A 20,192-nucleotide genomic window follows, 5' to 3' on the forward strand; every position below is an offset into this window, starting at 1 on the left:
ATATTTTTAATAACTAAATAGATTCTTGTAATTTTTATTTTCTATTGATTGATGCTCTCCTATAAAATGGATACAAAGTACTTTTTTTATATATTATTTGAAGTATTTCCTTTTTTATTTAATCTGCACATGTAAATTGCAAATATAAACATATCGTTGTTAAATCAAATTCCTTTTTTTGTTTGTCCAAAATTGAATCCTTTCTCAATATAAAGTGTAGTATAGAAAAGTGATGTGACACTGTGTTATTGTAGGGAATACACTGATAAATATATAGTAATCCTGACTGTTTAAAGGAAATTTTTATGTTTAATTGTCCTGAACAAGGAGTTTTTGCTACCAAAATCAACAGTGAATCAGTTCTACACTGCCTAATTTTGTGCACGTTATGGAAAATAATGTCATTAAAGGCAGCGACTACGATTTTTGTTGTTACAAAAAGCACTAAATGGATAGTATTCAGTACAAAGCGATATTTTTACTTATTATTTATTTACCTCTTGATTTGGTTATTCTGTAACTGACAAGGGGGAACCCGTATCACAAACGATCAGAACTTTAATTTTTTTTCATAAGAATTTAATCTCAATTTTATAATAAGCTTTATATTTTTTACAATCATTTTATGACAAACAAAACAGCCAAGATATACATCGCAGGGCACAACGGAATGGTAGGAAGTGCTATTTGGAGAAATTTAGAAAGCAAAGGGTATACGAATTTAGTGGGAGCTAGTAGTAAACAAGTAGATTTACGCAACCAGCAAGCTGTTAATGATTTTATTACTACAACCAAACCTGATGTAATCATTGATGCAGCAGCCAAAGTAGGTGGTATCTTAGCCAACAATGACTTTCCGTACCAATTTTTAATGGAAAACATGCAAATCCAAAATAATTTGATTGATGCGGCACACCGAACTAATGTTTCTAAATTTATTTTCCTAGGTAGTTCATGTATTTACCCAAAATTAGCGCCTCAACCCTTAAAGGAAGAGTATTTGTTGACAGATTCTCTAGAACCTACCAATGAATGGTATGCATTGGCTAAAATTTCAGGAGTGAAATTGTGTCAAGCTATTCGCAACCAATTTCAAAAAGACTTTGTAAGCTTAATGCCAACTAATTTATATGGTACTCATGATAACTTCGATTTAAAAAGTTCGCATGTAATGCCTGCGATGATCCGAAAATTTCATGAAGCCAAAAACAATCAAAACGAAGCTGTCTTGCTATGGGGTTCTGGGACACCAATGCGCGAATTTTTATTTGTAGACGACATGGCTGCAGCTGTAGTTTTTGCCTTAGAAAACAATTTACCCGATTATTTATACAATGTAGGAACAGGAGAAGATTTAACCATCAAAGACCTAGCGAACACTATTCAAAAAATCGTAGGTCACAGAGGCGAAATCGTTTGGGACGACAGCAAACCAGACGGTACACCAAGAAAATTAATGGATGTATCCAAAATGCACGCTCTAGGCTGGAAACACCAAGTACAATTAGAAGAAGGAATCCAAAAAACATACAATTGGTTTCTTGAAAACATAGACAATTTCAAACAAATCGATTACAAATAAAACAGATTGAGGGAAGAGGATAGAAGTTAAAGGTTAGGAATGATAGGTTAGAGGGAATAGTGAAGAAGTTAGAAGGAAAAGAATATAGAGAACACCACAATAACTGCAATCTAAATTTACAAACACTGAAAAACTGAAAACCGCGACAAAAAACTGCGACAACCGCATCAACAATTACTGAAAACTGCGACTGAGACCGAAAACTGAGCAAAGAGACTGAAAACCGGGACTGAATACTGACCTCAGAGACTGAACAATAAAAAAAACGCCATCGTGCATAGCAAATAACTTATGAATCCAACACAAAAAACAGCCTTTATTACAGGAGTTACTGGTCAAGACGGTGCTTACTTAAGTGAATTTTTATTAAAAAAAGGATATATCGTTCATGGTCTTAAGAGACGTTCGTCACTTTTTAATACTGATAGAATTGACCATTTGTACCAAGATCCACATGTAGAAAACAGGAACTTTATTCTACACTATGGTGATATGACTGATAGTACTAATTTGACGCGTTTGATTCAAGAAATTCAGCCGGATGAGATTTACAATTTGGCAGCGATGAGTCACGTAGCAGTCTCTTTTGAGACACCAGAATATACAGGTAATGCTGATGGATTGGGAACATTGCGTATTTTGGATGCGGTGCGTTTATTGGGTTTAGAAAAGAAAACACGTATATATCAAGCTTCTACATCTGAGTTGTATGGTAAAGTACAAGAAGTGCCGCAATCAGAAACGACTCCTTTTTACCCCCGTTCTCCTTATGCAGTTGCAAAAATGTATGCCTTCTGGATTACGGTGAACTATAGAGAAGCATACGGAATGTATGCGTGTAACGGAATCTTATTCAACCACGAATCACCAATACGAGGAGAAACTTTTGTAACAAGAAAAATTACCAGAGCGACTTCAAGAATTGCTTTGGGATTGCAAGATAAGTTTTATTTAGGAAACTTAGATGCCAAACGTGACTGGGGACATGCTAAAGATTATGTACGCATGATGTGGATGATCCTACAAGCAGAGCAAGCAGAAGACTGGGTGATTGCGACAGGAACTACTACACCAGTGCGTGAGTTTGTTCGCATGAGTTTTGCTGAAGTAGGAATCGAATTGGAGTTCAAAGGAGAAGGAGTGGAGGAAAAAGGATACGTAAAAGCATGCAACAATCCAGACTACCAATTGGAAATTGGAAAAGAAATCCTTGCCGTTGATCCAAAATACTTCAGACCTACAGAAGTTGATTTATTGATTGGTGATCCCACCAAAGCTAAAACGAAGCTGGGATGGGAATGTCAATACGATTTAGCGGATTTGGTAAAAGACATGATGCAATCGGATATTGCTTTGATGAAAAAAGACCAATATTTGAAAGAAGGTGGGTACCAAACTTTGAATTATTTCGAATAGTTGTCGGATAAACTAAAATGTAATTATGAAAGTTAAAAATATATGTTGTCTGGGTGCTGGTTATGTAGGTGGTCCTACCATGTCAGTAATTGCCTTAAAATGTCCTGAAATAAAAGTTACGGTAGTTGATTTAAATGAAGCGCGAATTGCGGCATGGAATGAAGAAGATTTAGACAAGCTTCCGGTTTACGAACCAGGTCTTGCTGAAGTAGTACAGGAAGCCAGAGGGCGCAATTTGTTTTTTTCAACGGATGTTGATGCGGCTATTGATGCCGCAGATATGATTTTTATAGCGGTAAACACCCCAACCAAAACCTATGGTGAGGGAAAAGGGATGGCAGCAGATTTAAAATTTGTAGAGCTTTGTGCTAGACAAATTGCAAGAATAGCCAAAAACGATAAAATTATTGTTGAAAAATCAACTTTACCCGTACGTACCGCTCAAACCTTACAAACCATTTTAGACAGTACAGGGAATGGCGTACATTTTGAAGTACTTTCTAATCCTGAATTTCTTGCGGAAGGAACAGCGATTGACGATTTATTTAATGCAGATCGTGTATTGATCGGTGGTAAGCAAACTGAAAAAGGATTGGCTGCTATTCAGTCTTTAGTTGATATCTATGCACATTGGTTATCTCCAAAACAAATTTTGACAACCAACGTTTGGTCGTCTGAATTGTCGAAATTAACAGCAAATGCTTTTTTAGCGCAGCGAATTTCTTCTATCAATGCTTTGTCTGCTTTGTGTGAAGCGACTGAGGCAGATGTAGATGAAGTAGCGAATGCTATTGGTACTGATAGCCGTATTGGACCAAAATTTTTAAAATCATCAGTTGGTTTTGGAGGCTCTTGCTTTCAAAAAGACATTTTAAATTTAGTGTATTTGTGTCGTCATTTCAATTTACCAGAGGTGGCCAATTATTGGGAACAAGTGATAATTTTGAACGATTACCAAAAACGTCGTTTTGCAAAAAAGATAATTACGTCACTATTTAATACCGTTAGCGACAAAAAAATCACATTCTTGGGTTGGGCCTTTAAAAAAGACACCAATGATACACGTGAATCAGCAGCCATCTCTGTGGCAGATCATTTAATAGAAGACGGTGCAGAAATACATGTGTACGATCCTAAGGTCTCAGAAGCGAAGGTAAAACAAGACATGCAATACATTTGGGAATTGAATGGCGTTTCAGAGGCAAGAATTCAATCCAAATTAAAACAAATCGTAGTGTACACAAGGCCAATGGAAGCGATGGACCAAGCGCATGCAATTGCTGTTTTAACCGAATGGGACGAATTTAAAATCTACGATTGGGAAATGATATATGCCAACATGTACAAACCAGCCTTTATATTTGATGGTCGTAATATTTTAAATGCGGTTGACTTGACTAAAATTGGCTTTGAAGTTAAGGGAATTGGTAAGGGTTAATTAATAATATAATAGTACTAATAAAATAAAATACAACAATAAACAAATAATTGAAAGGTAAAATACGAAATATAAAACAGCATCCTAAATACGATACTTTGGTGCAGTGGGGTAAATTATTATCTATTACTGGTGGCGCACAAATAATTGTTCAAATAGTCGGATTTATTAGTGGTATATTAATAATTAGATTATTGCCAGTACAAGAATATGCTCTATATACCTTGTCAAATACAATGTTAGGAACAATTGCTTTACTTGGTGACAGTGGAATATCATCAGGTGTTATGGCAGAGGGAGGTAAGGTATGGCAGGACAAATATAAATTAGGAATAGTTCTTAAAACTGGTTTAAAGCTCAGGCGAAAATTTGCTATCGGAAGTTTTGTTATTGCTCTACCTATTTTATCTTATTTATTACTCCATCAAGGAGCAACTTTACTGATGACATTGTTAATAATTCTGTCATTGATACCTGCTTTTTATGCAGCAATTTCAGATTCATTGCTAGAAATTGTACCTAAATTGCACCAGAATATCATACCTCTTCAACAGAACCAAATTACTGTTGGTGTTTTAAGATTGTTAATGACAGCTGCTTCAGTTTTTATATTTCCTCTAACATATATCGCAATATTAGCAGGTGGAATACCTAGGCTATTCGGTAATATTAAATTAAGTAAAATTGCTGATGAATTTGTTGATAAAGAAGCGAATATTGACAAGGAAGTAGAACAGAAAATGCTTAAAATCGTTAAGCGAATTTTTCCAAACGCAGTTTATGCAGCATTTTCAGGCCAGATAATAATATGGATTTTATCCATTACAGGTTCTAGTATAGGATTAGCGCAAATTGGAGCCTTAGGACGTTTGACAATACTACTTAATGTTTTTGGAGCAATATTAGGCCAGCTGATGATTCCTAGATTTTCAAGATTTGAAGAAAACAAGAGCTTGTTATTAAAAAGATATATTCAAATAAATGCTGGAATTATACTGGTAAGTATTTTCTTTGTAATTACAAGTTGGTTATTAAGAAGTCAAATATTATGGGTTTTAGGTTCTAATTATACCGACTTAGAACTTGAATTGCTTTTAAGTATTGTAGGAGGAGTTTTAGCTCTATTAGGAGGTATAAGTTTTTTATTGGCAGCTGGTAGAGGATGGGTTATATCTCCAATTATAGCCATTGGGAGCAATCTTTTAGCGATATTTGCTGGAATATTTGTTTTTGATATATCAAGTGTTATAGGCTTACTGTGGTTTAACATATTTATCTCTTCTGTTTTATTACTACAAAATAATATATTCGTAATTATTAAAATTTTTAAGTTGAAATGAAAGGTATAAAAAATTTTATAGTCAGACAGATTCACATTATCATAACGTATTTGCACCATTACAATGCTGTTTGTAGTACTGGGACAATTATTAAGAGATCAAAAGTTTGCAAAATTAATTGCTGTTTTTATAAAAATGTTTTTATTACCGATTCAAATATTTCAAATGATGTTACTATATATGATAATAGTTTTATTAGTAATAGTAGTTTATTAGGGTATAATAGAGTTGGATCTAATAGTAGTGTGGGTAATTCTGAAATAAATAAATTTTCATACATAGGTGATTTTAGTAAAGTTAATAATTGTATTGTAGGTAAATACTGTTCGATTGGTGGTAATCTATCAGTAGGTCTAGGTTCGCATCCTACGGATTATGTAAGTACCTCTCCTGTATTTTATAGTGAATCTAATTATTGGAATATCAAAGTTGCAATTAAATCAAATTTTGATGAATATGGTATAGAGAAAACTCAAATTGGTAACGACGTTTGGATTGGTGTTAATGTTGTTATTTTGGATGGAGTTAAAATAGGAAATGGTGCAGTAATTGGTGCAGGTGCTGTGGTTACCAAAGATATACCTGATTATGCAGTAGCAGTTGGTGTTCCAGCGAAAATTATAAAGTATAGATTCGATAAGGAAATAATTACTTTACTTCAAAAATTAGAATGGTGGAATAAAGATATGGACTGGTTATCACAAAATAATCAGTACTTTCAAAAATCACTAAAATTAGAACAGATTTTATCACTTATTAATAAGGATAATATATAATTAGTATTTGCAATGCTATATTATATTTTGTATAGTAAACTTGAGTTAATATAAAAAAATGAAATATTCAATTGGAATTCCCACTTTTAAAGGACGTTATTTTGAAGAATGTATAGAGAGTATAATTAATCAATCATATTCAGATTTTGAACTAATTATTGTAAATGACTGTTCTCCAGATGATATTGAAGGTTCGTTAGCTAAATTTAACGATCCGAGAATTCGTTATTACAAAAATTCTGTTAATACAGGTGCGGAGAATGTAATTGATAATTGGAATAAATGTTTAAGCCTAGCAAATGGCGAGTATTTTGTTTTAATGGGTGATGATGACAAGTTTGAGCCTAATTATCTTGAAGAATTTAATAAGCTTATTGATAATTATCCTGATTTGGATGTTTATCACTGTGGAATAAAAATTATAAATGAGGAATCAGAACTGATTGAATACAGTAATAATTGTCCTGAATTTGAGACTACAAATGATTATATTTTAAACTGTATCCAAGGTAGAAGTGAACAATTCATATCTGATTTTGTTTACAGATCATCAGCATTGAAGAATAATAATGGTTTTTACAAACTACCATTAGCTTGGTGTTCAGATTATACATCTGCCTTTATAGCATGTGGAGATAAGGGAATTGCATATAACAGCAAGCCACTATTTATGTATCGTAAAAATCAGTATAATATCACCAGTACCAGCAGTCTTGAATTGAAGAGACTTGCACATATAGGAATGGAAAAATGGGTTGAGAAGTATCTTGATTCATCAAAATTTAATTCCAATATTGTTAAATTAGAGTTTGCAAAATATGTAATTTTGAGTAGAGAAGGATTTATAAAGCAAGTTATAGGACGAGATAAATTTAAAGGAATTTTAAATTGTATAATTAAACGTAACTATTTTGATATATCCTTAAATAATATATTATCCGTTTGTTTTAAAAAATTCACATAAATTTAAATGTGTATACTATTATGAGCAAATTTATAGTACCAATTATTATCTCTAAGTTGAAAATTTTAAAAAGTTTTTTTCGAAAAATTTACTTAAAATCGTCTGGAATGGTTTTACCTAACAATACTATAATTGGTCGAATAGTTTGTGATTGGCCTTCTAAAATTAAAATAGGTCAATACTGTGAGATTCAAGACGAGACTTATTTTAAGTTTAAAAATCCATTTGATATGGAAAATTACGTTAGTATTGGCGATAGAACATTTATTGGAAGAAATTGTGAGTTTAATTGTAATTTACAGATAATTATAGGTAGCGATGTTTTAATTGGGAGTAATTCGGTATTCGTAGATAATAATCATCAGATAGATAAAAATATTTGTATAAATTTGCAACCGATTAAAACAGCATTGATTACTTTAAAAAATGATATTTGGATTGGATCTAACTGTACTATTTTGATGGGGGTAACCATTAACGATGGAGCGGTAGTAGCTGCAGGTTCAGTAGTAACTAAAAATATTCCGTCAAATGAGATTTGGGGTGGTATACCCGCAAAAAAAATAAAAGATAGGGTTTAATTATTATATGAAATCAAATAAATGGAGATAGTTACAACTCTTTTTGAAGGTAATTATGAAAAAGGAGTTGGTGCCTTAGTTAATTCATTAATACAATCGTCTTTTGAAGGAATTGTATGCATTGGCTATAGAGGAACTGTTCCCGAATGGACTAGTCAATTAACAAGAAATGGTAATCATTATATTTTAAGTGATACAATCATGATTCGTTTTTTTAAGTTAAGTACGGATATGCACTTTGGGTATTACAAACCTACATTCATGAATGAAATGATTGTAGCTTATCCAAATGTATCAAAGATCTATTATTTTGATCCTGATATTGTAGTTACCTGTAGATGGTCTTTTATATCTAGCTGGGCAGAGTCAGGAATTGGCGTGTGTTTAGACAATTGTTTCCCATTTGTTCATTATAACCATCCATGGCGCAGACAATGGAGACATTTGGCTGAAGATTTTATTTCAAACGATTTAAGTTATTATGTAAATAGTGGATTTATTGGAATTGCAATTGAAAATAAGCAAATTATTGAAAGGTGGATTATGCTGACTCAGAAATATATAGCATCTGATGGTGATGTGAGTCAGTTTGAGAAAGAAGGTAGTAGAGCATTTAAAGGCGACCAGGATCTTTTAAATGCAGCAATGACAATTTCACCAGATTTACCATTTAGTATAATTGGTTTGGAAGGGATGGCTTTTACGTCTCCGAATTATTTAATGGCTCATGCAGTTGAGGCTGTTAAGCCTTGGAATAATAATTTTTTAAAAGAGGTTATTATGAGGGGATTAAAGCCAACGATGGCTGCAAAATTATTTTTTAATAATTGTTCAAGTCCAATAAAAATATATTCAAACAATGAATTATTCATTAGAAAGCTTAATTTAAAAACAGCATCACTGTTAGGTAGAATTATTGGAATCTGAAGCACACAACGCTATAGGTTAGAATATTATATTTTATTATATATCTACACCTATAAAAAAAAATATAGATATAATGAAAATTTTATTTTTATGTGGGTCTTTAGAAGTTGGTAAAGACGGTGTGGGGGATTATACGCGACTATTAGGTAAAGAGCTTAGCAAGAAAGGTAATAATGTTCAATTACTATCTCTATGTGACAAAGAAGTAGAATATTTCACAACTGATGTTATTGATGAAGTAGAGGAAAAAATGCAAAAGATAAATCGCATTCCACGTGCTCATAGTAACAGCAAACGTTTCGAAATAGTGCAAAAAATAATTGATGATTTTGAACCAGAATATATTAGTCTGCAATTTGTGCCTTACAGTTTCCATCCAAAAGGCTTACCATTTTGGTTGCCTAAGATGCTTAGGAAAGTAGATGGTACGCATAAGTGGCATATTATGTTTCATGAGTTATGGATTGGTATGGAGCAACATGCCCCGCTGAAGAATTTTATAATTGGTTATGTGCAAAAGATAGTGGTAAAAGATATTTTAAGATTACATCCAAAACTTGTTATTAATACTCAAACTTCTTTATACAAAAAAAAGTTAGAAAAATTAGGTCAAATTGTATCCATTTTACCATTAATAAGTAATATTCGAATGTTTGAATCTGATGATCAAAACTTGAAAATTGAAAAACCCTACGTGAAATTTTGCATGTTTGGTAATATACATTTTGGTGCTCCGGTTAAAGAATTCATTTTAGATCTGAAGAAATCAGTCAAAGAAACTATGGATGGTAAGATTTTAAAGTTTATATTTATTGGTCAAAATGGGCAACATGCAAGAATTTGGAAAGATACCTTACTTAATAATGAAATCGATTATGAAGAAACTGGTTTTATCTCAGATTTAGAAATAAATAAAATATTAGGAAGTTGCCATTATGGTGTCTCAACTACACCATATATTCTAAGTCAAAAGAGCGGTAGTACTGCAGCCATGTTTCAGCAAAAACTTCGCGTAATCACTGTAGCTAGAAAATGGGAGGTTAGCGGATTTGAACAGGAAGATTTAAAGAACTTGCATAATTACAATAATCACTTAGGACTAATTCAGTTTTTAAAAGGTTCTTATATTTATTCGAATGATCATAATTTAGAGAGTGTTTCACAGAAGTTTATTGGTAACTTAATTTAATTATTTTATGGCAACTTTAAAATATTTATGGGGTCATAGAGTCAAGTCACCATTTCTAAGTAAAGGTTATTTTAAACGTTGGGGAAAACGTTTACTTACTATTTCTGAATTGATTAAAAATAATAACCGAAGGCAAAAATTAGTGCGTAAGGGCGCAAATATCGATGCAACAGCAGAGATTGGAATGACAAAAATAACAGGCAAAAAGGAAAACCTTAGTATTGGTGCATTTAGCACCATCGGCAGAGTTGAAATAGCACTTCATGATTTCGTTTCCATTGGTAATTATGTTTGCATTAATGATGGAGTAATCATATTAAGCGCTTCACATGATGTATTAGATCCCTTGTGGCAGCACAAAAAAGCACCCATTATTATTGGAGATTACGCATGGATTGCTACTAGTGCTATTATTTTACCAGGTGTAAATATTGGTTATGGAGCTGTTATAGGTGCTGGTGCTGTAGTTAGTAAAAATGTTCCTGATTATGCAATAGTTACTGGAAACCCAGCAAAACAAATAGTAAAAAAAAGAACAGAGGTTTTAAAATACAATCCTTGTGAGTTTCTTGCAACAAATGATGCATGGCTAAATTAATATTATTTTCACATCCTACATTAAACGCCAATTCTAAGAATTTAATAAGTGGATTATTAAGAGAAAAAATGCTTTTTAAATTAATGACTACTATTGCGATTTTTCCAACTTCGTTATTATTTAAAATAGGCAATTACTCACGACTCAAAGACTTAAAAAGGAGACGCTTAAATGAATCTTGGCAAGTCCACACGCTTTCAAAATCATTTTATGAATTTGGTAGATTATTGTCATCGAAATTAAATATTGGTTCATTAAATACCCATGAAGTGGGAATGTTTTGTATTGATAAAGTGTATGAGCACCATGATAATTGGGTAGCGACAAGTCTTGAGAAATTTAAAAAGAAAAGTCTGGGAGCAGTATATTGCTACGAAGATGGAGCATTGAAGACATTTCGAGCAGCAAAAAAAATTGGTTTACCATGTTTTTATGATTTGCCAATTGGTTATTGGAAGAGTGCTCGAGCGTTAATGCAAGTTGAATACGATAAAAACCCAAGCTGGTCTCAAACTTTGACTGGTTTTCAAGATTCAAAAAATAAATTATCAAAGAAAGATGAAGAGCTTAACCTTGCTGATTTAATTTTTGTAGCTAGTACCTTTACAAAAAAAACGTTAGAAGAGTACAGTGGAACGCTTGCTGAAATCAAGGTTATTCCTTATGGATTTCCAGAAGTTACGGCTGGAAAAATATATGAACCATTAAACAACCGAAAATTAAAGGTTTTATTCGTGGGAGGTTTATCTCAAAGAAAAGGTTTGTCCTATTTGTTTGATGCTGTTTCACAATTAACTAATCAAGTTTCATTGACAGTAGTGGGTAATAAAGCAGTCGAAAATTGTATTGCACTTAATGATGCGCTTGAAATACACAATTGGATTCCTTCCCTACCTCATGATGAAGTATTATCTTGTATGAGAGATCATGACGTCTTTGTTTTTCCTTCACTTTTTGAAGGTTTTGGTTTGGTAATAACAGAAGCAATGTCACAAGGTGTTCCCGTGATCACAACGGATCGAACGGCGGGACCTGATATTATAACTCATGGAAAAGATGGATGGATAGTTGATGCAGCTTCTGCTACCTCAATCAAGAAAATTTTAGATGAAATTTTAAGAAAGCCAGAACAGTTAGAAATTATAGGAGCGGCAGCTCGAAAAAAAGCAGCTACAAGACCATGGTCTGTTTATGGTAAAGAAATGGTAGCCGCAATTTCTGCAGCTGAGCCTAAAACTAAGATAAAATAATGGCAGTATCAGTTACATCAGCAGAAGAAGTATCTTTTAAAGAGTTAAAAATTGCTATTTGGTTGTATTTTTTATTATGGATATTTGAAGGGGCTTTACGAAAGTGGATTTTGCCCAGTTTGGCTACACCACTTTTGATAGTTCGAGATCCAGTTGCCATCTATGCTATTATTAGAGCTATATACCTAGGAGTTAAATTTGTGAATGGTTATGTTATACTTGCACTTTTAAGTACGATATTAAGTGTGGCAATTACGCTTACTTTTGGACATGGAAATCTTTTTGTAGCCTTGTATGGAGCACGTATAATGTTATTGCATTTTACTTTAATATTTGTAATAGGAGCTGTCTTTACAAAGAATGATGTGATAAAATTGGGCCGACTACTTCTAGTTCTAAATATATTAATGACAATCGTTGTATACCTTCAATTTTCAAGTCCTCAAACGGCCTTAATAAATGTAGGTATAGGTGGAGAAGGTAGTGCAGGTTTTTCGGGTGCAATGGGATACAGCAGACCACCAGGAACTTTTTCCTTCACATCAGGCCTGACGGTATTTTATGCATTTGTATCCGTTTTCGTATTTTACTTTTGGTTATCAAAAGAATCGGTTTCAAGACCGTTGCTAATAAGTAGTACAATAGCTTTAGTTATTGCTTTGCCTTTAACAATTAGTCGGGGTGCAGTCGTGGCAGTAGCTATCGTTGGTCTTTTTGCTATTATTGCCTCAGTAACGAGTGCTAAGATGGTGCTGAAGTTAATTGGGATTAGTGTTATTCTTTGCATAACTATTATTGCCTTACAGCAATATTCGACTATATTTAGTATTGGAACAAGTGTTTTTATGGATCGTGTTGATACGGCTAATTCTCAATCAGCTGGTGGGGGGTTAACGGACTCAATATTTTTACGGATGGTAAATGATTTCATAGGTCCTATAGTGGAATTACTGGATCAACCACTTTTTGCGGGAAATTTAGGGATGGGTACAAATGCAGGTGCGCAAATGCTCACAGGTAAGACAACATACCTAATTTCAGAAAATGAATTTGGACGTTTAGGGGGTGAGCAAGGTATCATTTTAGGAGGTGTTTTGATTTTACTTCGCATTATTTTGGCATTTAGTATAGCGATACAAGCTTTTAAATTACCTAGAGAGCAAAAATTATTACCCTTTATTCTTTGCGGAACAGCCTGTGTTGCATTAGTTCAAGGCCAATGGGCGCAACCCACTGTATTAGGTTATGGTACATTAGTAACTGGTTTAGTGATGGTTTTTTTTAAGGATAAGAAATTTACATAGATTTAATAAAAAATCAGAAATTAATGTACAGTAAATTTATGTTTTTCAAAAGTTATTAAAATTTGTAGTTGAAAATAAAATGAATATAGTATTCTTTACACATCCTTCTTTTCTTTCACATCAAAGTATGCCAAGGTATGCAAGCATGCTTAAAACTGGTATGGAGGCTCGAGGACATCAAGTTATATTTTGGAGTCCTGCTGAACGATTTTATAAATTATCAAAAAGCAGTTCGATAAAAAAATGGCTGAGCTATGTTGATCAATACCTTATATTTCCCATTGAAGTAAGACTGAAACTACGAAAAGTAACTCCAAATACTTTATTTGTATTTGCCGATCAAGCGCTTGGCCCTTGGGTACCTTTAGTCTCAAATAGAAAGCATATTGTTCATTGTCATGATTTTTTAGCTTTGAAATCTGCCTTAGGACAAATTCCTGAGAATCCAACTTCGGCAACCGGTAAATTATATCAAGACTACATTCGAAAAGGATTTTCAAAAGGAAAAAATTTTATTTCCATCTCCCAAAAGACTGAGCAAGATTTAAAACAATTTCATCTTGGTAAAATTGAGTTTTCGCGTGTTTGTTACAACGGTTTAAGTAGAACTTTTAACTTACTTGATACTTTGGAATCTAGAGCATTACTTAGTGTTAAATTAAGTATAGATACGGCAAAGGGCTATATCATGCACATAGGAGGGAATCAGTATTACAAAAACCGAAAAGGAGTTATTGCTATCTATGATCAGTGGCGAATGAATAGTGTTCATACATTACCCTTATTGTTAATTGGAGAACGTCCTTCAACAGAACTAGAAATCAAGCAGCAACAGTCAGTTTTTCAAGAAGATATACATTTTATCAGTAATTTAGAAGACAACTATATTAATATTGCTTATTCTGGTGCAAGTTGCTTGTTATTTCCCTCATTGGATGAGGGATTTGGCTGGCCTATAATTGAAGCAATGGCTTCAGGAACACCAGTTATTACAGTAAATAAAGCTCCAATGAATGAGGTAGGAGGTGCCGTAGCAAATTATATTGAACCAATACCATCAAGTCTGGAGCGTATGCAAGCTTGGGCTACAGACTCCGCTACAGTTGTTGAAGCACTAATCAATCAATCTGAGGAGAATCGTATAAAAATGATTGAAAAAGGTGTTCAAAACATACAGCAGTTCACTATGGATTATGCTTTGGATCGTATTGAAGAAGTCTACATAGAACTGCAATAGAGAATGAGTAAAAATGCTTGCTTACAGGCAGCAATACAATAATCAAGCTAATTAGACTTAAATAAAAATATGAAAGTAATCCATTTTATTGCAGGTATTGATACAACAGGTGGCGGTACTACTGAATTCATGCGATTGTTATCGAATGCACTAAAAGGGGAGATTGAATTAATTATTGCTACAGGGGCATCACCGAATCCTATAAAATTGGACGATATAAAAGTATCTTTTTTTAAATTTGGTTTAAAACAATTGCCTTTTTTAAATAAACAGTTTACTGCTTTTATCCAACAGGAAAAGCCAGATCTTGTGCATATTAATGGCATATGGAGTCCTGAGAATTCAATTTTTCAGGCAGCTGCACAAAAGTTGGGTATTAAGGTGATTCTTTCGCCACATGGAATGTTAGAACCTTGGATTATGAACAATAATCCTTGGAAAAAGAAAGTAGCTATGGTTTTGTACCAAAGAAAAGCGATTCGAAATGCCGATTATTTGCATGCCACTGCTGCAATGGAGGAAAAGAGTATCAGAGGGCTAGGATTTATTAACCCTTTAGTAACTATTCCTAATTTTATAGATGCATCTGAAATAAAGGAAGTAAAAGTAAAGTATGGATCTAAAAAAATAATTTTTATATCCCGTATTCACCCTAAAAAAGGAATTGAATTACTGCTTGAAGCTTGGAGCACTTTAGATACTTTAGGTTGGAGTTTAGAAATTGCTGGTAATGGTGATCAATCCTATATAGACGATTTAAAAAAGTATTTAATTGATTTGGATAATGTCCATTTTGTCGGTCCACAGTACGGTGAAAAAAAATGGGAATTTATCAAGTCAGCTGATGTAATGGTACTGCCGACGCATAGCGAGAATTTTGGTATTGTGGTTGCAGAGTCTTTGGCTGTAGGAATACCTGTTCTTACTACAAAAGGAACACCGTGGGAAGATTTGGAAAAAAATAACTGCGGATGGTGGATTGAACTTTCAGTAGCAAACCTAAATAAAACATTGTTTGAAATAATAAATACTGAACCAAATATTTTGATGGAAAAAGGACGTAATGGAAGAAAACTTATAGCTGAAAAATATGATGTATCAGTTGTTGGTAGAGATTTGATTCAATTATACAATTCAATTTAAAGCGATGAAAATAACTATTGTACAAGGAGCTTTCTTTCCTATACCTCCCTTATTAGGAGGAGCTGTCGAAAAAATGTGGTTTAGTTTAGCACAAGAGTTTAATGCTGAAGGTCATGAGGTGTACTATATTTCAAAATCTTACAAAGGTTTGTCTAATGAAGATTATACTCAAGGAATTCATCATAAAAGAGTTAAGGGATACAAGGCACCAAAGTCTGGAATTTTACTTAAATTATTAGATCTATTTTATACTTTTCGGGCAGTTAGGCAAATCTCTAGTGATACAGATATAATTGTAAGCAATACATTTTGGCTTCCAATTTTATTATCTTCACAGCAAAAAAAGAAATGTTTGATTGATGTCGCTCGAATTCCAAAAGGACAAATGAAATATTATACTGGGAATGGTCGCCTGAGAGCAAACTCGACTCCTGTTGCTAAAGCTATAAAGGATGAAATCAAAAAGAAGTATTTTGATAAAGTAATTATAATTCCCAATACTTTACCTTTTAAAAATGATAAAGGTGTTGATTTTAATAGAAAGGAAAAAATTATTCTATACACTGGCAGAATACATCCAGAAAAGGGACTTGATATTTTAATTGATGCATTTAGCAAGTGCAAAGATCTGGGCTGGCAATTGCAGATTGTAGGTCCATATTCAACAGAAACAGGTGGAGGAGGTGTTTCCTATTTAAATATGCTTAAAGGCAAAGCAAATCGTAAAAATGTAATTTTTAAAGAGCCAATATTTGATATTGCTGAGCTAGGCGAAATATATGCTAGAGCTTCAATTTTTGTCTATCCGTCTGTAGCTGAGTTAGGCGAAACATTTGGAGTCTCACCGTTAGAGGCAATGAGCTGGGGTTGTGCCACTGTAGTTTCAAAATTAGAGTGTTTCAAGGATTTTTTAATAAATAATGAAAATGGTTTATGCTTTGATCACCGTTCTGAAAATAGAGTAGAGATTTTAACCGGTCTTCTAAATAGTTTGATGGAAAACGAATTACAATTAAAAACAATAGCAAATAGAGGATTAACTGTTAATGAAACCCATTCGAATGAAAAATTAGCAAAAGAATTTTTGAATGAATTTGATAAAATGAAAAATCAATAATTGTAATGGAAGAGAAATATGTACAAGTTACAGCCTATAGTTCTCCTTGGTCGATTTCCCAACGTATAAAAATGTTGATTTGGGAATATATATGGATGCTACTTTGTAGCTGGACGCCAAAACCTGCGAATGCTTGGCGTCTCTTTTGGCTCAAATTATTTGGTTGTATTATCTACGGAAAACCATTTGTACACCAGAGAGCCCGGATACAGATTCCATGGAATTTAATTCTGCACGATCGCGCCTGTCTAGGTGACCGTACAAATGCTTATACGCTAGGAGTCATAGAAATTTTTGAAGGAGCAACAATAGGCCAGGAAGTATATCTATGTACAGGAACACATGACTTTAGTAGTCCGGCATTAAATTTAATTACAAGTAAGGTTACCATTGAAAGAAATGTATTCATAGGAGCACGTGCCTTTATTATGCCAGGAGTTACTATTGCAGAAAATGCAATTGTTGGGGCGTGTAGTGTAGTTACCAAAAATGTTGAAAAAAATGCAGTTGTTGGAGGTAATCCAGCTAAATTTTTAAAAAATAGAACCATTGATTAAGATACCAGTAACTGTAATTGTGTCGGTAAAAAACGAAGAGTTAAATTTACCATCTTGTTTGGATAAATTAGTCCGTTTTGATCAAATAATTGTTGTAGATTCCGGCAGTACCGATAAAACTAAAGATATTGCTATCTCAAAAGGAGCAGAGGTCTTACAATTTGAGTGGAATGGAAGGTTTCCTAAAAAACGCAATTGGGCTTTGCAAAACGCAACAATCAAATACGACTGGGTGCTCTTTCTAGATGCAGACGAATTTGTGACCGATGCATTTGTAGATGAAATTGCTCTAAAAACTCTAGACCCAAGTTTTAATGGATATACTATCCAATTTGAAAATTTCTTCATGGGAAAACAATTGCGCTATGGTTACGGCTTTAAAAAATCAGCCTTATTCAAAAGGAGCAAAGGTGCGTATGAAAAGATTGATGAAGATTTGTGGAGTCATCTAGACATGGAGGTACACGAACATCCAATCATCGAAGGGAATGTGGGAGTAATTGAGGCAAAAGTAGCGCATAAAGATTTTAAAGATCTTGACCACTATATTGCTAAACATAATGCCTATTCGAGTTGGGAAGCACAACGTTTTTTACAATTAAAATCAGGCAGCAACCAGCAACTTTCTTTTAATCAAAAAATTAAATACGGCCTATTAACCACTGGATTGCTACCTGCTGTCTACTTTTTAGGCGCTTACTTCTTGAAATTGGGATTTTTAGATGGGAGGGAAGGCTTTTATTTGGCGCGATTTAAATCCCATTACTTTTTTCAAATTCAGACTAAAGTAGCATTATTAAAAAGGAAATAATATGGAAACAACAGTTATAATAGGGGTATATAATAATATAGATTATGTAGTTGAAACTATTGATTCTGTTAAATTGCAATCTTATGCTGATTGGCATTGTATAATAATTGACAATGATAGTCCTGACAATAGTTATGATTTAATTAAAGAAGTTGTAGATGGGGATAGTAGATTTAGTTATTTTAAGAAGAAAAATGAGGGCCCATCTGCATGTAGAAATTTTGGTATTTCAAAAATTGTAGACAGTCCTAAATATATACACTTTCTAGATGGAGACGATTTATTAGATGTTAATTTTTTGCAGATAATGTGTTCATATCTTGAAAATAATCTAGATGTCGGTTTAGTTGGGTGTCAATTTAACAGTATAGATGTAAAGTCTAATTTTTTACAAAAAGAATTTCGATCTCGCATTGCAAAAAATTGGTTAGGATTGCCGAAGTCGTTAAAATCAACTGAGTATAATACACCATTTATTTCTTTTTTTAGCGCAACAGGAATGGGGCCCTTCGCTGTATTTAGAGCTGATGTTTTTATGAAAACAACGGGGTATGAATTTGATTTTTGGTCTCATGAAGACGCTGATATTTTTTGCCAAATGGCATTGTTGGCAAAAATACATTACATTCCTTATCATTTATACAATAAGAGAATTCATTCACATAATCTAACATCTTCTTCGATGAAAAATTATGTTCAGTTTAGGGAGAAATGGGATGTATATTTTTCTTCTGAAATTGTGTTGAATAACAAAATCGAAGAAGCGGTAAAGTATTATTATTGCATTCATGCTCCCATTAGAGATTTAAAGGTGGCTTTAATTACATTTAAAATTTTATTGAAGAACGGACGAGACGATGGTCAAATCAAGTGGATGAGCGAATTGTTGAAATCTTGCGTAAATAATTTAATTTTTAGGCGCAATTACAAAGAAATAATAAAAAGAAGAAGACTAGCAGTATAAATAATTATAGTTTTAAAAAATAAACATGAAAAAAATATTAGTAACAGGAGGAGCGGGTTTCGTTGGATCACATTTGTGTAAACGTTTGTTAAAAGAAGGAAACGAAATCATTTGCTTGGACAATTATTTTACAGGAGCTAAATCAAATATTATTGAATTGTTGGACCATCCCTATTTTGAGATGGTACGTCATGATATCACAGAGCCTTTCTATGCAGAGGTAGACGAAATTTACAACTTAGCTTGTCCAGCTTCACCAGTGCACTACCAATACAACCCAATTAAAACGATCAAGACTTCGGTAATGGGAGCGATCAATGTATTGGGATTGGCAAAGAGAGTAAAAGCAAAGGTACTACAAGCGAGTACAAGTGAGGTATACGGGGATCCGTTGGTACACCCACAGCCGGAAAGCTATTGGGGGCATGTAAACCCAATTGGAATCCGTTCATGCTATGATGAAGGAAAGCGTTGCGCAGAGACTTTGTTCATGGACTACCACAATCAAAATGATGTAGCAATAAAAATTATTAGAATATTCAATACTTACGGGCCAAACATGAATCCTGCGGATGGTAGAGTAGTATCTAACTTTATCGTACAAGCCTTAAAAGGGAAAGACATTACTATTTTTGGTGATGGGCTACAAACCCGATCATTTCAATATGTAGATGACTTAGTAGAGGGAATGATTCGTATGATGGCATCAGAGCCTGCATTTTTAGGCCCAGTAAATCTGGGTAATCCTAATGAATTCACGATGTTGGAACTAGCACAAGCAATTATTGAATTGACTGGTTCTAAGTCGAAAATCATTCATATGGACTTACCACAAGATGATCCTAAACAAAGGCAACCAGATATTACCTTAGCAAAAGCCAAGTTGGAAGGTTGGGAACCAAAAATTCAATTGCGAGAAGGGTTAACAACAACAATTAACTATTTTGAAAAACTTTTAATTAAATAATTAAAGAGATCAGATAACCTTGTCATTTTGG

19 protein-coding genes are annotated in these 20,192 nt (G+C 33.4%); all 19 read left to right on the forward strand.

Annotation, left to right across the window (positions count from 1 at the left end):
• Positions 1 to 625: 625 nt before the first annotated feature.
• The 19 genes from LXH21_RS13610 to LXH21_RS13700 all read left to right on the forward strand — a co-directional run bounded on the left by LXH21_RS13610 (position 626) and on the right by LXH21_RS13700 (position 20,161).
• Positions 626 to 1,582, forward strand: coding sequence for a GDP-L-fucose synthase family protein (locus tag LXH21_RS13610; RefSeq protein WP_239866856.1), 957 nt, complete (start codon positions 626 to 628; stop codon positions 1,580 to 1,582).
• Positions 1,583 to 1,873: 291 nt separating this feature from the next.
• Positions 1,874 to 2,998 carry a GDP-mannose 4,6-dehydratase gene (gmd, locus tag LXH21_RS13615; RefSeq protein WP_239866859.1) on the forward strand — a complete coding sequence of 375 codons (1,125 nt, stop codon included), beginning with the start codon at positions 1,874 to 1,876 and terminating at the stop codon, positions 2,996 to 2,998.
• A gap of 25 nt (positions 2,999 to 3,023) precedes the next feature.
• The gene (locus LXH21_RS13620) at positions 3,024 to 4,436 is read left to right on the forward strand and encodes a nucleotide sugar dehydrogenase (protein ID WP_239866863.1); all 1,413 of its coding nucleotides are present in this window, start codon (positions 3,024 to 3,026) and stop codon (positions 4,434 to 4,436) included.
• Between the two features lie 50 nt (positions 4,437 to 4,486).
• Complete coding sequence (locus LXH21_RS13625; RefSeq protein WP_239866866.1) at positions 4,487 to 5,776, forward strand: lipopolysaccharide biosynthesis protein; 1,290 nt, start codon at positions 4,487 to 4,489, stop codon at positions 5,774 to 5,776.
• Complete coding sequence (locus tag LXH21_RS13630) at positions 5,773 to 6,552, forward strand: xenobiotic acyltransferase family protein (RefSeq protein WP_239866870.1); 780 nt, start codon at positions 5,773 to 5,775, stop codon at positions 6,550 to 6,552. The genes LXH21_RS13625 and LXH21_RS13630 overlap by 4 nt, the downstream gene beginning before the upstream one ends.
• A 58-nt stretch (positions 6,553 to 6,610) precedes the next feature.
• Positions 6,611 to 7,516: a glycosyltransferase family 2 protein gene (locus LXH21_RS13635; protein WP_239866873.1), complete on the forward strand. Its 906-nt coding sequence runs from the start codon at positions 6,611 to 6,613 to the stop codon at positions 7,514 to 7,516.
• Between the two features lie 107 nt (positions 7,517 to 7,623).
• Positions 7,624 to 8,097 (forward strand): acyltransferase, encoded by a 474-nt coding sequence (locus LXH21_RS13640; protein WP_239866876.1) that lies wholly within the window; start codon positions 7,624 to 7,626, stop codon positions 8,095 to 8,097.
• A 21-nt stretch (positions 8,098 to 8,118) separates the two neighbouring features.
• Entirely contained in the window at positions 8,119 to 9,024 is a 906-nt protein-coding gene (locus LXH21_RS13645) for a glycosyltransferase family protein (RefSeq protein WP_239866879.1), read from the forward strand.
• 73 nt (positions 9,025 to 9,097) lie between these two features.
• On the forward strand, positions 9,098 to 10,213 hold the full coding sequence (locus LXH21_RS13650; RefSeq protein ID WP_239866882.1) for a glycosyltransferase family protein: 1,116 nt from the start codon (positions 9,098 to 9,100) through the stop codon (positions 10,211 to 10,213).
• Between the two features lie 7 nt (positions 10,214 to 10,220).
• Complete coding sequence (locus LXH21_RS13655) at positions 10,221 to 10,811, forward strand: acyltransferase (protein ID WP_239866884.1); 591 nt, start codon at positions 10,221 to 10,223, stop codon at positions 10,809 to 10,811.
• A complete protein-coding gene (locus LXH21_RS13660; protein ID WP_239866887.1) occupies positions 10,799 to 12,061 on the forward strand; it encodes a glycosyltransferase family 4 protein in 1,263 nt (420 codons plus the stop codon). Before LXH21_RS13655 ends, LXH21_RS13660 begins: the two co-directional genes overlap by 13 nt.
• Complete coding sequence (locus LXH21_RS13665) at positions 12,061 to 13,365, forward strand: hypothetical protein (protein ID WP_239866890.1); 1,305 nt, start codon at positions 12,061 to 12,063, stop codon at positions 13,363 to 13,365. Before LXH21_RS13660 ends, LXH21_RS13665 begins: the two co-directional genes overlap by 1 nt.
• 79 nt (positions 13,366 to 13,444) lie before the next feature.
• Positions 13,445 to 14,602, forward strand: a complete 1,158-nt coding sequence (locus LXH21_RS13670; protein ID WP_239866893.1) for a glycosyltransferase — start codon at positions 13,445 to 13,447, stop codon at positions 14,600 to 14,602.
• A 69-nt stretch (positions 14,603 to 14,671) separates the two neighbouring features.
• On the forward strand, positions 14,672 to 15,745 hold the full coding sequence (locus LXH21_RS13675) for a glycosyltransferase (RefSeq protein WP_239866896.1): 1,074 nt from the start codon (positions 14,672 to 14,674) through the stop codon (positions 15,743 to 15,745).
• Positions 15,746 to 15,749: 4 nt separating this feature from the next.
• On the forward strand, positions 15,750 to 16,862 hold the full coding sequence (locus tag LXH21_RS13680; protein ID WP_239866899.1) for a glycosyltransferase family 4 protein: 1,113 nt from the start codon (positions 15,750 to 15,752) through the stop codon (positions 16,860 to 16,862).
• Positions 16,863 to 16,867: 5 nt separating this feature from the next.
• Positions 16,868 to 17,419: a DapH/DapD/GlmU-related protein gene (locus tag LXH21_RS13685; protein WP_239866902.1), complete on the forward strand. Its 552-nt coding sequence runs from the start codon at positions 16,868 to 16,870 to the stop codon at positions 17,417 to 17,419.
• A complete protein-coding gene (locus LXH21_RS13690) occupies positions 17,412 to 18,230 on the forward strand; it encodes a glycosyltransferase family 2 protein (protein WP_239866905.1) in 819 nt (272 codons plus the stop codon). The genes LXH21_RS13685 and LXH21_RS13690 overlap by 8 nt, the downstream gene beginning before the upstream one ends.
• A gap of 1 nt (position 18,231) precedes the next feature.
• A complete protein-coding gene (locus LXH21_RS13695; protein ID WP_239866908.1) occupies positions 18,232 to 19,194 on the forward strand; it encodes a glycosyltransferase family 2 protein in 963 nt (320 codons plus the stop codon).
• Positions 19,195 to 19,219: 25 nt separating this feature from the next.
• The gene (locus LXH21_RS13700) at positions 19,220 to 20,161 is read left to right on the forward strand and encodes a UDP-glucuronic acid decarboxylase family protein (protein WP_239866911.1); all 942 of its coding nucleotides are present in this window, start codon (positions 19,220 to 19,222) and stop codon (positions 20,159 to 20,161) included.
• Positions 20,162 to 20,192: the final 31 nt, after the last annotated feature.

The sequence above is a fragment of the Flavobacterium algicola genome (assembly GCF_022399565.1).
Lineage (GTDB): Bacteria > Bacteroidota > Bacteroidia > Flavobacteriales > Flavobacteriaceae > Flavobacterium > Flavobacterium algicola.